The 14052-nt window shown below is 42.6% G+C and carries 12 protein-coding genes; 8 read left to right on the top strand and 4 right to left on the bottom strand.

Translation table 11 applies throughout. The features are described from left to right. Positions 1-83 precede the first annotated feature (83 nt). The 4 genes from A5875_RS20215 (at position 84) to A5875_RS20200 (ending at position 5198) form a co-directional block, all read left to right on the top strand. Positions 84-2474 (top strand): Xaa-Pro dipeptidyl-peptidase, encoded by a 2391-nt coding sequence (locus tag A5875_RS20215; RefSeq protein ID WP_088935362.1) that lies wholly within the window; start codon positions 84-86, stop codon positions 2472-2474. A 133-nt stretch (positions 2475-2607) separates the two neighbouring features. Next, entirely contained in the window at positions 2608-3516 is a 909-nt protein-coding gene (locus A5875_RS20210) for a DMT family transporter (RefSeq protein WP_088935361.1), read from the top strand. A gap of 88 nt (positions 3517-3604) precedes the next feature. Then, entirely contained in the window at positions 3605-4552 is a 948-nt protein-coding gene (locus A5875_RS20205; RefSeq protein WP_088935360.1) for a TMEM175 family protein, read from the top strand. A gap of 97 nt (positions 4553-4649) precedes the next feature. Beyond that, a complete protein-coding gene (locus tag A5875_RS20200; RefSeq protein ID WP_176244765.1) occupies positions 4650-5198 on the top strand; it encodes a hypothetical protein in 549 nt (182 codons plus the stop codon). A gap of 95 nt (positions 5199-5293) precedes the next feature. Here A5875_RS20200 and A5875_RS20195 read toward each other — a convergent pair whose 3' ends face one another. Then, the gene (locus A5875_RS20195) at positions 5294-5623 is read right to left on the bottom strand and encodes a hypothetical protein (protein ID WP_088935359.1); all 330 of its coding nucleotides are present in this window, start codon (positions 5621-5623) and stop codon (positions 5294-5296) included. A gap of 236 nt (positions 5624-5859) precedes the next feature. Between A5875_RS20195 and A5875_RS20190 the strand changes: the two genes are divergently transcribed. Together A5875_RS20190 and A5875_RS20185 are read left to right on the top strand one after the other, a co-directional pair. Further along, positions 5860-6354 (top strand): Lrp/AsnC family transcriptional regulator, encoded by a 495-nt coding sequence (locus tag A5875_RS20190; RefSeq protein ID WP_088935358.1) that lies wholly within the window; start codon positions 5860-5862, stop codon positions 6352-6354. Then, entirely contained in the window at positions 6351-7514 is a 1164-nt protein-coding gene (locus A5875_RS20185; protein WP_088935357.1) for an aminotransferase class I/II-fold pyridoxal phosphate-dependent enzyme, read from the top strand. Before A5875_RS20190 ends, A5875_RS20185 begins: the two co-directional genes overlap by 4 nt. A 69-nt stretch (positions 7515-7583) precedes the next feature. Here A5875_RS20185 and A5875_RS20180 read toward each other — a convergent pair whose 3' ends face one another. Further along, positions 7584-8774 (bottom strand): AI-2E family transporter, encoded by a 1191-nt coding sequence (locus A5875_RS20180; RefSeq protein WP_088935356.1) that lies wholly within the window; start codon positions 8772-8774, stop codon positions 7584-7586. Between the two features lie 236 nt (positions 8775-9010). Between A5875_RS20180 and A5875_RS20175 the strand changes: the two genes are divergently transcribed. Continuing rightward, entirely contained in the window at positions 9011-10129 is a 1119-nt protein-coding gene (locus A5875_RS20175; protein ID WP_088935355.1) for an AI-2E family transporter, read from the top strand. A gap of 100 nt (positions 10130-10229) precedes the next feature. On the opposite strand, the gene A5875_RS20170 is transcribed toward A5875_RS20175, so the two are convergent. Then, the gene (locus A5875_RS20170) at positions 10230-11624 is read right to left on the bottom strand and encodes an amino acid permease (protein ID WP_088935354.1); all 1395 of its coding nucleotides are present in this window, start codon (positions 11622-11624) and stop codon (positions 10230-10232) included. Between the two features lie 405 nt (positions 11625-12029). Here A5875_RS20170 and A5875_RS20165 point away from each other — a divergent pair, with 405 nt between their 5' ends. After that, positions 12030-12995 carry a hypothetical protein gene (locus A5875_RS20165; RefSeq protein ID WP_088935353.1) on the top strand — a complete coding sequence of 322 codons (966 nt, stop codon included), beginning with the start codon at positions 12030-12032 and terminating at the stop codon, positions 12993-12995. Positions 12996-13013: 18 nt separating this feature from the next. On the opposite strand, the gene A5875_RS24280 is transcribed toward A5875_RS20165, so the two are convergent. Next, positions 13014-13979: a response regulator transcription factor gene (locus A5875_RS24280; RefSeq protein ID WP_088935352.1), complete on the bottom strand. Its 966-nt coding sequence runs from the start codon at positions 13977-13979 to the stop codon at positions 13014-13016. Positions 13980-14052: the final 73 nt, after the last annotated feature.

The raw sequence follows: 14052 nt of genomic DNA, 5'->3' as shown, positions 1-14052 counted from the left end.
TTCAGTAAGCCGTTATACGGCATGAACTCAGACTTATTTTTCTGGCAGAAAAATATCTTACAGATGAAGAAGGAGAGAAGTAGATGAAAATCAATCAATTTGGTTTAAAACGTGTCTCACTAGAAGAAGCGAAGAAGGAATTGACCCAGGCGGGCTTTTTGACCATCGATTCAGCAACGGACGCGACAAAATTATGGTTTGAATTTTTACGTAAAAGCTTTTTAACAGTCAAGGAAGAGAGCGGGTTTATCAATAAGCTTGGCAACTTCTTAGCCGATGAAGCAACGGATCTAGCGGAATTTTATCAAGCAGGCTCTCCCTTAACGAAGGAAGTTTTCTATACGATGGGACTGCAGCAATTGGATTTTGAACCGACGATTGATTTTGCGGTGAAGGATGTTCTTGCGGAAGCGGAAAAAATCGGAATACCCATGATCGACGGCGATTTTGCTGATAAAAATACACTTATTGAAGCGTGGTATTTATTATTAACGAGTCATACAAAAAATGGGTTGAACTATCTTGATAAGCTTGCTTCGGAAGGCTATTACTTGGACAAAGACGTCAGCAAACCTTTCTTCTTCAATGGTAAAGCGCAGGCAGTCTTTGATACGTCCCGTTTGATTCGGGAAGTAGTCTACGTGGAAGCTCCGCTGGATACCGATCAGGATGGCAAACGTGATTTATTGAAATTAGAAATTTTGCGTCCGGCTGAAACTGAAGCAGGTTTGCAAGTCGCAACGCTATTTACTGCCAGTCCCTACAGTCAAGGAGTCAATGGACCAGCCGGTGAGGAATTGACTTACGACGTGAATGTCCCGTTGGAACGTAAAGAACCGACGGAAACCACCTATGAAGAGATCCAATACAAACCAGCAGCGGTGGAATTACCAGCGGAACGTGAAGTGCAGGGCAAAGCGACCCATGCGACGGAAACATTTGTCCGCGAGAATAATCACAGCTTGAATGACTTCTTCTTAGCTCGCGGTTTTGCGGTGGTTTACGGCGCAGGGATCGGTACGCGGGACTCTGACGGTATCCAAACTTGCGGCTCTGTCGAACAAACGACATCAATGGTGGCTTACATCGAATGGTTAGCCGGCAATCGTCGTGCTTTCACGAATCGGACAGACAATATCGCGATCAAAGCGTGGTGGAGCAACGGCAAAGTAGCGATGACCGGAAAATCATATCTTGGAACGTTAGCGACTGCTTGTGCGACACGCCAAGTAGAAGGGCTGGAGACGATTATTTCTGAAGCGGCGATCTCTGACTGGTATCAATATTACCGCGACAACGGCTTAGTTATCGCCCCTGGCGGATTCCCGGGAGAAGATGCCGATGTTTTAGCGATCGAGACCTTCAGTAAAATGCGGAATGCCGGCGATTATCTTCACAGCAAGAAATTTTTCTTGGATTATCTAAAAGAAATGGCTGAGTTGCAGGACCGTAAGACCGGCAATTACAATACTTTCTGGGATGAACGGAATTATTTGCCGTTTATCAAAGACATCAAGTGCGATGTGGTGATGGTCCACGGACTAAATGACTGGAATGTGAAGCCGCGTCAAGTCGCTGATCTATGGGATGCGTTGAAGGATGTGCCGGTTGCCAAGAAACTGATCTTGCATCAAGGACAGCATATTTACATCAATAATATACCTTCTTTGGATTTCCAAGACATGATGAACTTGTGGCTAAGTCATAAGCTGTACGGCGTAGACAATAATGCCAAAGAAATTTTACCGGATATTGTTTATCAAAAAAATACTGTCGCTGAAACATGGGATACATTAACCGATTGGGCACCAGCTAGTGAAAAGGTTTATCACTTAGGTGAAAAAGCATTAGCAGAAACGCCTGCCTATGGTCAGTTTACCTTCAAGGATCAATTACCGGAAGAACAATATCAAAGCTACACCAAAAATATCGATTTGTGGGAAAAGGAACTCAAAGAAGACGGCTCGATGGATGGTCATCGCTATTTAGCGAAAACGGAGGCGCTAGCTGAAGCGCTCTTCTTAAACGGACGTCCGAAAGTGAAGATCAAAGTAGCCTCAAGTGTGGATCTGGGAATGCTGAGCTTTGAGTTGATCGACTTCGGCGCTGCTAAACGCTTGAAACCTGTGCCAGATATGGTGGCTTTGCATGGCTTGCCATTAGGCAGAAATTGGCGGGAGGATAATCTCGTAGAATTCAAACTAGGTGCTGAGGACGAGTACAAGCTGATCACTCGCGGTCATATCAATTTGCAAAATCGCGAAAATGCTTGGAAGAACGATGATCTGAAAGCCAATGAATTTGTTGAGGTGGAAGTAGTCTTGCATCCAACGATGTATCATCTGCCAGCGGGGCGTCAAATCGGTCTCGCGGTTTATGGCACAGACTTTGGAATGACCGTTCGCGGAAACCAAGACATTGATTACACCTTAGATCTAGCAGAATCGCAACTGATCTTGCCGATCGGCGAATAAACTGAACCTCGTAACAAGCCCAAGATTTTTGGGCTTGTTTTTTGTCGTCCAATGAAAAAGCTGGTAGATAGTTTTTTAGTGAATGCTATAATGAGGGCAATGTGAAAACTATAACTATAAAAAGGAGCAGTCAATGAAAATTAGGGGTGTGTTGTTGGCATGCTCGGCAGGTGCTTTGTGGGCGTTGTCGGGGATTATGTGCCAAATTCTTTTTGAAGAGTATCTGGTTTCGCCGGAATGGTTGGCGAGCGTTCGTCTTTTAACGGCGGGAGTATTACTTACAGGGCTGAATCTCTTTCAGCGAAAGGTGCCGCGGCGAAAATTTTCCCCGTCGGATTTTTTCAGCCTGCTGCTGTTTTCTCTGATCGGCATGCTGGGGGTGCAGTATACCTATTTCAAGGCGATCCAATATAGTGGGGCGGCGATCGCGACGATCCTGCAGTTTACCGGACCGATCTTCATTTTTATTTTTCTCGTGATGAATAAGGAAAAGAAAATCAATTTTGTGGAAGTGCTGCTGATGGCGGCGACTTTTTTAGGTGTCTTTTTGATCGTGGCAGAAGGCAATATCCAAACCTTGAATATTTCGCCAATGGGTTTTGCGATGGGAATTGCCTCGGCGGTCACGTTGGCTTTTTACACGCTGCAGCCGCGTAAGCTGTTGATAAAGTATGGCGAGATGCGGATCGCGGGTCTGGGAATGCTTATTGCTGGTGTAGCCTTTCAGCCGCTTCGGCCCATTTGGCGTCCGGAATTTCAAATGGACGGCTATTCACTTGGCTTGGTGATTAGTATTATTATTTTCGGTACGGCGCTGCCCTTTCTTTTTCAATTATCAAGCTTGCGTTTTATCGAGGCTTCATTGGCTAGTGTGTTGACGGTGGTGGAACCGATTTTGGCGACGATTTTGAGTGTCGTGTTGTTTCATAGTCTCTTTGTTAAGGTTCAGCTGCTCGGTTTTGCGGTGGTGATCGGTTCTGTGATTCTGCTGACACGCTTATCGGATAAAAAGGTTTTGCCAGAAGATGAACTAATCAAGTAAAAAGGTACTTCATAAGCTCCCCTTATCATTATTCTTTTTCGGTCATTTGGTATATGATAGGTCAGAAGTATGAAAAGGGGTTGAAGAGATGAAGGAACGCGTTGTGGTTTTTGGCGATGCGATTATTGCGATTATTCTGACGATCATCGTCTTAGAATTGCCGATCCAAACAGCGGCGAATGGTGTCGTTGATATGTATTCGCTATTTAGAGCGGTGGGAATTTATTTTATAAGTTTTTGTTTTGTGGCCAATTTGTGGTTTCAGACAGGCTATGCCTTTAATAAAATTGATCAGGTGAAAAATAAAGATTTAGTTGTTTACCTGCTGCTATTGTTTTTCTTGTCATTGGTACCATCAGCGACGCGTTTGCTGATTGAAGATACCACCAAGCAAACACTCTTGATCTATGGTGTATTGACATTGATAGTAACTTTCGTGATGCGGCGGTTGATTGTGGCATTAACGGGTCAGTCATTAAAAGATGCGGAACAGCGGAAACGAAGAGTGAGTGAGTTGAATAGACAGGACTTGCTGTCGATCGGTTTTCGGGTTGTTGTTTTGATTTTCGGACTGTTTTATGTAAGACCGGCGTTGATTATTTATTTGATCTTGCCGATTTTGGCGTTCTTGCAAAACATCATCGATCGCGAAGAAGATAACTTGATTGCAACATTGGATGATGAGCAGCAGGCGGATTATTTTCAGGATCGGAATCAGGTCTGGGGCAATCCGATGCGGCGTTATTCTACTTTGCTGCGGGACTCGATGAAAGCTAATGGCGACTATGATCCAGATCGCTGGAAACAGATTATGTCCGATTGGGAAGGGCATATCAATAATGAGATCAATCAGAAGAAGCAGCAACTCTCATCAATGAATGAGCATGATAAACGCCGGGCGGAAAATGAGATTGACCGTTTGGAAAATCAAAAACAAAAGATGGCCAGACAAGAAGCGATGACCGAGCGGCGGATCAATTCAGCAACAAAGGAAATGAATGATCAGCTGCAAAATCAATCGAAAAAAAGACATTAATAGCCGAGGTGCGAAGCAGAAATGCTTTTCGCCTTGGTATTTTTTGCTGCTCATTATATAATGAAGTAAAAATATCGCAGGAGAGTTAGGTGAGAGAATGTCAGTAACAATGATCGAGCATCCAATCAAAATGTACATTCGTCGTGATCTAGGCATTACTGTTGAACAATTTGGCAAGCTGGCGGGAATTCCGCAATCAACTTTGGCAACTTGGATCAAACGCGAGCGCCGCGTAGAAAAATTACCGATTGATTTTTATAGCGCCTTAGCTACCGTTCGCAAGCAAAAAATCGAAACCGTTTATGGCGAATTGCTGGCATGGCAGCAGCGCTATGATCGCTACAAGCAGGAAAGCCTGCAAGCAATCGCGGAAGAACAGCCGTTGTTCTCACTGGCGGCAGAGGAAGGGCGCACCATTTATCGAATCTATCGGACACGTCAAATCGAGAGTCAGCTCTTAGAACCAGCTAGACGCCTGCGAAAAGCGATCGACCAATTGGATGCGCAATTATTTATTCAGGTCATGATCGAAATTTATGGAACGGTGGAGGCCGCGATGCCGACTTGGATCGCAAAATCCTTCAACAAAAACGAACTGAAGGAAATCGGACAGGCGTTTTATAATGAATTACTAATGAAGGGATAGACTTGAGCAATCAAGTCTATTTTTTTACTCAATCTGAAGGCATGAAGAAAAAAGGACAAAAAAAGAAGCGATCAATCGCTTCTTTAAAGTTCTTTTTAGAGTTCTTCTTTGACTGTGTTGGTGATTTTTTTTAATTCATCCGTCATTTGACCGGAATGCTTGATAATATCTGATACGCGCAAGAAGCTGTTTTTATACATTGCGACTTCGCGGAACTTTTTATATTTTTCCTCGATCTCGTTAAAGGTTGCTGGTTTGCGGTCATCCTGTTCGACAGTTTCCGAGCCGTTCACATAATGCATTCCTAAAAATGAAAGGGCATCATTGATCCCATCTAAAAAAGCCTCGTATTCCTCTTGGCGGATCTTGCCGTCGGCTAAACGCTGCCGCTGTTTTTCAATAAACATCTCAACTACTTGTTCCATTCCCAATCCTCCTGTCTCTACGCATTTTTCTTGTTGCTCATCCAGTTTATTGTACTATGAAACCAAGTGTTTGTGTTATAGAAAAGCGAAAAATTTTTAGGTAATAAAAAATTGCCGGAAATTTTATCAGTATTTTATGAATTTTCAAAATTATTTGACAGTTTTTCTTTTTTTGGGAATAATAAACAAAAGATTAAAACTATCTAACAAATTGTTAAAGCGAAGGAGCCGTTCATATGGAACAAAGTAAACGCAAGCAATTATTGAAGCTGATCGAATCCGATTGTCGGTTAAGTATGGAAGAATACGCGGTGATGCTGGGCGAAGACGAAGTGATCGTTTCTGCAGAAATCAAACGCATGGAAGAAGAAAAAATTATTTGCGGCTATCGAGCCTTGATTGATTGGGATAAAGTGGAAGATGATTGGATTGAAGCCTTAGTTGAGGTTCAAACGATTCCTAAAGGAGAAGAAGGCTATCGCGAAATCGCAGAACGTGTTCGGAAGTTTCCCGAAGTTAAATCCTTCTTTTTTGTCAGCGGCGGGTTTGATTTTATCTTGCTGCTGCAAGGACGCAATATCAAAGAAATCTCGAAGTTTATCTCCACCAATTTAGCGTCGATTCCCGACGTCTCTGGGACGCAGACGCATTTCTTGCTCGACAAATACAAGGAATGGGGCATTGATATGTATCAAGATGACTCCGACCCTAGAATTCAGGTGAGCCCATGAGAAATTTTTTAACGAAAAAAATTACAGATATTCAACCATCCGGCATTCGCAAATTCTTTGATATCGTATCTGAACAGCCTGACGCGATTTCTTTAGGTGTCGGCGAGCCGGACTTTGATACGCCTTCTCATATGACTCAAGAGGGCGTTCGTTCGATTCAAGAAGGCCGAACCTTTTATACCGCCAATGCGGGTCTGATCGAGCTGCGGGAGAAAATCAGCGAATATCTGCTTTTCCGCAACAAGGTCAAATATGATCCGAAAACAGAGATCGTTGTAACAGTCGGCGGCAGTGAAGCGATTGACATTGCTTTGCGGACATTTGTTGATCCCGGCGACGAGGTGATCATTCCTCAACCCAGCTTCGTGTGCTATGAACCAATCACGCAAATAGTGGGCGGGACACCAGTAACGATCGATCTGCAGGCGAAGAATGATTTTATGCTGACGCCAGAAGAGCTGGAAGCGGTATTGACCGAGAAAAGCAAGATTTTGATTTTATCTTATCCGAATAATCCAACTGGCGGTACGATGGATCGCGAGGCGCTGATCAAGATCGCTGATGTTGCGAAGAAGCACGATCTGTTAGTTATTACGGATGAGATTTACGCGGAAATTGTTTATGATGAGCCCTTTACTAGTATTGCGGAGCTGCCGGGAATGCGTGAACGGACGATCGTCATCAACGGCTTTTCAAAAGGCTTTGCGATGACTGGTTGGCGGTTAGGCTTTATGGCTGGACCGGAAATGTTCATGGAGCAGCTGTTGAAGCTTCATCAATATACGATCATGGCGGCACCGACAGCGAGTCAATATGCCGCACTGGCTGGACTGAAAAACAATTGGCAGGAAACCGTGGAGCCGATGCGGCTGTCCTATGAGGAACGGCGGAATTATCTGCACCATGCGTTAGAGAAAATGGGGCTGCCTTGTTATAAGGCGAAGGGCGCTTTTTATCTATTCCCCCAGATCAGCCAATTCGGCTTGAGCAGTGAAGAGTTTGCGCTGCGTCTATTGGAAGAAGAAAAGCTGGCGGTCGTCCCCGGCTCGGCGTTCGGAAAAAGCGGCGAAGGCTTTTTACGTCTGTCGTATGCCTATTCGATCTATGAATTAAAAGAAGCCATCCAGCGTTTGGAACGTTTTGTAATGCGCTTGAAATAATCTAGGAAGCGGAGAAGATCCGCTTCTTTTTTTCGCAAAAAAAAATCTGTTCAAAAGAGAACAGATTTTTTAATTAGCAGGATATTCTTTTTGCGAGAACTCGGTTTCTTCGTATTCACCTTCATCTTCGCCATAATAGCGGTTGTAGCGCTGCTTGAACTTGCGGAAAAGGAACACGCCAAAGGCTTTGAAGATGGTATATGTTGGAATCCCGAAGACTAAGCCAAACAGACCGAAGAGATTCCCCATAACCAATAAAACCAGCACGATAGTAACCGGATGTACCTTTAACTGATCGCCTAAAACTTTCGGTTCGATGACATTGCCATTCAAGATTTGCTCGATGATCCAGACAATGATCAACCCCACCAGCATCTGGAAAGAATGGAGCAGCGCGATCACTGCGCAAGGAACAAAGGCAATGAATGGGCCAATATAAGGGATGATCGAAGTAATCGTAACTAATAGCGCCAATGGCAATCCATAAGGCATACCGATTACCAGAAAGCCGACAAAAACGATCAAGCCGTTGGCTAAAGCAACGATAAACTGTCCCTTCAAGTAATCGCCGACCTGACTATTTAGAATCGCCCCTAATTCATTGGAATCATTCCGAAATTTCGGCGGCAATAGTTTCAAAAAGTAGCTGTGAAATTGCCGTGCATCTTTTAATAGGAAGAAAGTAATGATCGGCGAGGTGAACAAAATGATGAAAAAGCCGCTGACTGTAGAAAAGAGGTCGCCAACGAATCGTTGGATATCACCAAGCGAATCCGACAAGGTATTAATCACTTGAAAGACAACATCCTCTAAAGAACCAAAAATTTCTTCGATAGGACTTTCCAGTACCGTTCCCGCGACGAGATTTTGCAGGGCCGAATTGAAATTATCGACATGCTGCGGGAAATCGTTCACTAGGTTGGCCGTTTGACTATAAATCTTAGGTACCGCCCAAACACTGAAGGCTCCGATGAGCAGTAAGAGTGCAACGACGATCCCTAAGATAGAATAGATTCGTTTTACCCCTTTTTTATCAAAATAATTGACGATCGGGTCTAGCAAATAATACAAAATCAAAGCCAGTAAGATGGGAGCGAAGACCGTTTTGAAAATAATCAGCAGCGGAGTAAAGATAAACCGCACATGGTAAAAAACAAAAATCAAAGCTCCTAGTAACACACCGGCAATCAATGTAAAGATTAGGTTCCGGCCGCCGATAAACTTGATCCAACGGGTCGCTTTTGTCGATGGTCGTTCCATTTTTATCAAATCCTTTTTTCTTTTTATTGTAGCGAAGAAGGGAGCGCGGCACAAAAAATAGGCTTAAAGCTCGCAAATCGACTTTTTTTGAAAGGCCGTTATGAGATTCTATTGAATACTTTCCTAGTTTATCTAAAACTTTTCCTTTAATTTTAATAAAAGCATTCTTACTTCTTCTGAGAAATGATAAGATGAAGCCATATCCTGGGGGATAAGAAATTTTTAAGGAGGCGTTTATGCTGACACGTTTCAAACAATCCAAGTTGTTCTTTTGGACGGCTGAAATTGTCTTAACTATCATAGGTATTTATTTTCTTTTACAAATGCCTAATATTTTCGAGCCAGTATTGGGCATGATTTCTGCAATCTTGATGCCGTTATTGATTGCTGGTTTTCTTTATTATATGTTCGATCCCATCGTGGTTTTTCTGGAGGAAAGAGGAGGATTGCCGCGCGTCGTCGGTTTTCTCATATCGTTTATTGTGATCGCTTTTATCATCGTCTTGATTATGATGAATGCCGTTCCGAAAATGATCGAACAAGCCGTTCAACTAACGCAAAACCTGCCTGTTTACGCAGAAGAATCAGGTCGTTGGTTAAACGAACTGGCGAATAAAGAGGAGTTCAAAAACTTTAATCTGGAAAAACAATTGGCGGCAGCGAATTTGACGATCAATAATCTGCTTAAAGTGGGGATCGTCAGTGTGACCTCGAGTTTGTCGCGGATTTTCGGTTTTGCAATGAAATTTTTCGTTTTGTTGTTCACTGTTCCTTTTATTTTGATCTTTATGTTCAAGGATGGACATAAATTCTTAGACGCTGTTTCGCAATTCTTTCCATTATCGATTCGTAAAGAGCTGCGTCAAACCGTGCGGGAATTGAATGAGACTTTATCTGCTTATATCAGCAGTACCGTTTTAGATGCGTTTATTATTGGGATTTTGAGTTTTATTGCTATGACGATTTTTCAACAGCCCTACAGCTTACTGCTGGCTCTTTTTTGCGGAATCACTAATATTATTCCGTATGTCGGTCCTTTTATCGGGGCAGTCCCGGCGATTATCGTTGGTCTGTTTATTTCACCGCTGCAGGCTTTGTATATGGGATTATCCGTTTTGGTCATTCAGCAATTAGACGGCAATCTGATCAAGCCGCTGCTGTTCGGCAAGTCATTGAATATTCATCCGTTGACGATCATCCTAGTCTTGATCGGAGCAGGAAGTGTTGCCGGTATCATAGGCATGCTGATCTGTATCCCTGTTTATGCCGTGATCAAAACACTGATCATTAACATTCACAAAATTTACCAGCTCCGTCGTGAAAGCCACTTGCTCAAGGACAAGGGCGAAGGGTAAAAATCAACTAAAAAACCGCCTTCCAAGTATTATGAATTTGGAGGGCGGTTATTTTTTGTGAAAAATTTATCTAAACGGATAAAGCAATAAATAACTGGTTTTAATTTTGATTATCAAAAAGGTGCAAAATTTTACTAAATATCGGTATATTTTTCTCGAACTTAAAATGATAGATCCCCAAAAGAACGATTAACCAGAGTGGAGAGAAAATCAATGCCTCCCGCGTATCGGGAGCTAGTGCTAAAACGAACAAAACAAAAGCGAGAAATAGGAATACGAGATAGTTTGTAAAGGGAAACAGCGGCAATTTAAAAGTGCTTTTTGCGGCCAGCTCGGGTCTGGATTTGCGATAGCGCATATGGGTAAAAACAATCATTCCCCAAATAAAAATGAAACAGATCGTCGCAATCGAACTAATCATAGTGAAAATCTGACTAGGCACGAAGAAATTCATGATCACCGCAAGAAAAATGACGAGAGTTGAGAATACGAGAGCATTTCCCGGGACACGATTGCGTGTCAGTTTGGTAAAACGCTTTGGTGCACTGCCTTCTTGGGCTAAGGAACGGACCATCCGGCTCGTACTGTAAATAGCACTATTGCAAGCAGACATGGCTGAACTTAGGACCACCAAGTTGACAATAGAAGCAGCGGCTGCGATCCCGATCTCGGAAAAGACTTGCACAAAGGGACTTTGATCCGCTGATAAGCTTGACCAAGGGTAGATCGACATGATCACAAACAACGAACCTAGGTAGAACAAAATGATACGCAGCGGGATCGTATTGATTGCTTTTGGCAACACCGCTTTCGGATCAGAGGTTTCGCCGCCGATCAGACCAACCAATTCGACACCGCAAAAAGCAAAGGTCGCCATTTGGAAGGAGAGGACAAAACCACTCGACCCTTTCGGAAAGAAACCGCCATGGCGCCATAAATTGCTGATGGCAACCGGTCCGGCGCTGGTTTTGAAGCCGGAGAAGATCATGAAGACGCCGGCGATGATCAAAGCAATGATAGCAACGACCTTGATTAACGCGAACCAAAACTCTAACTCGCCAAAAAGTCCGACTGCCACTAGGTTCAAACCAAGCAGCAAAGCCAACGCGATAATTTCAGGCAGCCATTGAGGAATATTCGGCAGCCAATAATTCACATACATCCCGGTAGCGGTCAGGTCAGCCATCGCGATGGCGATCCAGCAGAACCAGTAAGTCCAGCCCGTTACAAAGGCCGCTTTTTTGCCTAAGTAATCGGCGATAAAATCTAAAAATGAATGATAGTTCAAGTTTGACAGCATCAATTCACCTAAAGCACGCATGATCAGAAAGATCACACAGCCGGTGATCGTGTAGGAGAGAAGAATCGAAGGACCAGTCAGCTGTATGGTTTTTCCGGCACCAAGAAACAGTCCAGTGCCAATAGCCCCGCCAATTGAAATCAATTGGACGTGACGATTTTTTAATCCTCTATCCAATTCTTCATGAGTTTCCAATAAAATCAGTCCTTTTTTTAAGAATAGAACGAGTTTATCAGAAATAATTCAAAGGTTGAAATATTTTCCTTGAATTGACAGAATGCCAAGAATTTTCTAATAATTTTAAAATAACATAAAATTAAAAAGAGTTGCTAAAGATTTTACTATAACTTGTGTTTTGCTAGGATTAAAATGCTATAATATTGACAAATTGCCAGTTTGGCTTCTTACTTTAGCAAGTGCAATTGAATATATGCGGCATGGTAATACGACTCATTTTTCAGTTTTCGAAAAATGAATCGGCTGCACGTTTGTGAGTTCTATGTCAAACAATCAGTAATTGAGAAGCAATGGTGTATAAATGTAAATAAACCTGATTTTCCTTTTTAGGAAAAATAAAAGCATTGACGAGGAGGAGCCGGTTTGAACAAAAAAACAATCGGTTGGGTGGTATTAGGACTGGTTGTGTTTGGCGCCGTAAGTTTTGCAAGCTATCACATCTACCAAGATAAAGTAATCCAGTCAGAAAAAGAAACGAAAAAGGTGCTGAATGAGCGTTTAGCCGATCTTTACGAGGATCAGAAGTCGGGCTATTTTAAAGCCGATATTTCAAGTGAGGCGTTTGATGATTTGGCAACCGAAGTTAAGAAGCAACGTGGAGAAAGCCAAACGTTGGAAGACATTGATCACGCCAAGAAAAATTTTGAGCTTCAAGAGGATTTGAATCAGCTTTTTGAAAGCGATGTGTTAAATGGTTTGGATCTGTCGGCGCACCCGATTTTAAAGGAGCCCGATCAAGACAAGATCAAAGCCTTGAAGGATCAGTTAAGTGAAAGTTCTGCCAAGGACAAGGATTGGGGCCAAGACATCAGCATGCTTTTGCGGATTGCTGAAACGCAATCGAAGGATTTTACCAGTGCGGAGACTGATGTTTCGGACTTGCTTAATAAAGGCGATGGTTTGACCTTATCGGACTATTTGACGGGGGTAAAAACACTGGCAGTCTTGCCGGATGGAAAGTATAAGCAGCAGTTATTGGATAAATTGGACCCAGTAAAAAATCAGCTGGCGAATGAAAACAATAGTTTTGCGACTCAAATCCAGCAAAGTGATGCCTCAATGGCGGAAGCCGAAAAAAATTATCAAGAGCGTCAAGCCAAAGCGTTGGCAGAGCGCAACAAAGAATTAACGGAGTTGAAAAAGGTTTTAGCTGAAAAGCAGGAGACGTATGATTCTTATAAAGATATTTTAGATTCGATTGAAGACAGCAAAAAAGACGAATCTTCCCGCAAAAAAGCGGAATCAGAGTCTCGTTCACGGGGATCAGATTCTTCAAGCTCATCAAGCTCAAGCTCTTCTTCGGAAGATCATCATGAGGAAGACGAATAAAAAAAGAGCAACGATTTTCTAAGTGAAATCGTTGCTCTTTTTTAGTGTCATTTTGCCATTGGAGGATGCTTGGTATTCTTCAAACATGGGGAAAATTTGTGTCCGCTTCTTGATATCCAGCTTAATGAAAATATTATGGACGTGAGTTTTGACTGTTCCAAGTGAAAGAAAGAGCTGATCGGCGATCTCTTGATTGGTTCGGTGGAACATCAGCAGTTCAAAAACTTCTGTTTCCCTTTGCGTGAATTGGTGAGCATGGCAGAATCTTTGAATTAAAATCGAGTTTTCCAGTTCCTCAGGGGTGTCTTCCTCTGGAACTTGCCGCGCCTTCAGATAGGAGTGGAGAAATAGTAAGCAGACGGTAATCGAAAAAATGTCCTCTGAAATGCTGCGATTGTAGATCTTCGTTGCCAGCGAACTGTATTGATCCACATTGAAAATCACAAAGCTATCTTCAATGACGATCAAAATACTAAAAAGAATACAGATAACCGCCAGCTTTTTTAAATAGCCTGTGTTCAACTCGGGGAGGTCCATTCGCGCACCTCGCCAGCAGTAAAAGCCTAAATAAAAGAGAAAAACTTGGTTCCCTAAATAGTAAAGCCATACTTTTAATGCTGAATTATCCATTAATGGGACTGTGATCATCCAAACGGCTAAAGCGATCAAGAGGCCATAATGCAATGCTTTAAGTTTTTCTTTGCGTAATTCGGCGATGATGGAGATGGAGAAAAAGGCATTTCCCATAAAAATGATGGTCTTAACCGCAGGTGCACTCATAAACGCTTGGTCGTAGCTTTGGGCAAAGGAGTTGATGAATTCGGTCATATAAATAATGATGTTGTCAAAAATGAAGAAGGCTAGATAAAGACTGATCAGCAGAAACACTTTGTTTTTTTCTTTTAGATAGGAATTTATTGCAAAAGCCATTGTGATGGAATATAGAATGATCAAAAGAATATTATAAACGAAGATAGCTATCATATTGAATCCCCTTTCATTTCGTAATCAAAAAACCTCATTTCTTCACTTAAGTATAACATCATTTATTCCCTAA

The organism is Enterococcus sp. 3H8_DIV0648, assembly GCF_002140655.1.
Classification (GTDB): Bacteria; Bacillota; Bacilli; order Lactobacillales; family Enterococcaceae; genus Enterococcus_A; species Enterococcus_A hulanensis.
This window is presented reverse-complemented; position numbering and strand designations above follow the sequence as displayed.

Bases quoted from the DNA above. Each gene is read 5' to 3' on its own strand.
- A5875_RS20210 (WP_088935361.1), top strand. From the start codon at position 2,608: ATGAAAATTAGGGGTGTGTTGTTGGCATGCTCGGCAGGTGCTTTGTGG.
- A5875_RS20200 (WP_176244765.1), top strand. From the start codon at position 4,650: ATGTCAGTAACAATGATCGAGCATCCAATCAAAATGTACATTCGTCGT.
- A5875_RS20205 (WP_088935360.1), top strand. From the start codon at position 3,605: ATGAAGGAACGCGTTGTGGTTTTTGGCGATGCGATTATTGCGATTATT.
- A5875_RS20175 (WP_088935355.1), top strand. From the start codon at position 9,011: ATGCTGACACGTTTCAAACAATCCAAGTTGTTCTTTTGGACGGCTGAA.
- A5875_RS24280 (WP_088935352.1), bottom strand. From the start codon at position 13,979: ATGATAGCTATCTTCGTTTATAATATTCTTTTGATCATTCTATATTCC.
- A5875_RS20180 (WP_088935356.1), bottom strand. From the start codon at position 8,774: ATGGAACGACCATCGACAAAAGCGACCCGTTGGATCAAGTTTATCGGC.
- A5875_RS20195 (WP_088935359.1), bottom strand. From the start codon at position 5,623: ATGGAACAAGTAGTTGAGATGTTTATTGAAAAACAGCGGCAGCGTTTA.
- A5875_RS20215 (WP_088935362.1), top strand. From the start codon at position 84: ATGAAAATCAATCAATTTGGTTTAAAACGTGTCTCACTAGAAGAAGCG.
- A5875_RS20185 (WP_088935357.1), top strand. From the start codon at position 6,351: ATGAGAAATTTTTTAACGAAAAAAATTACAGATATTCAACCATCCGGC.
- A5875_RS20190 (WP_088935358.1), top strand. From the start codon at position 5,860: ATGGAACAAAGTAAACGCAAGCAATTATTGAAGCTGATCGAATCCGAT.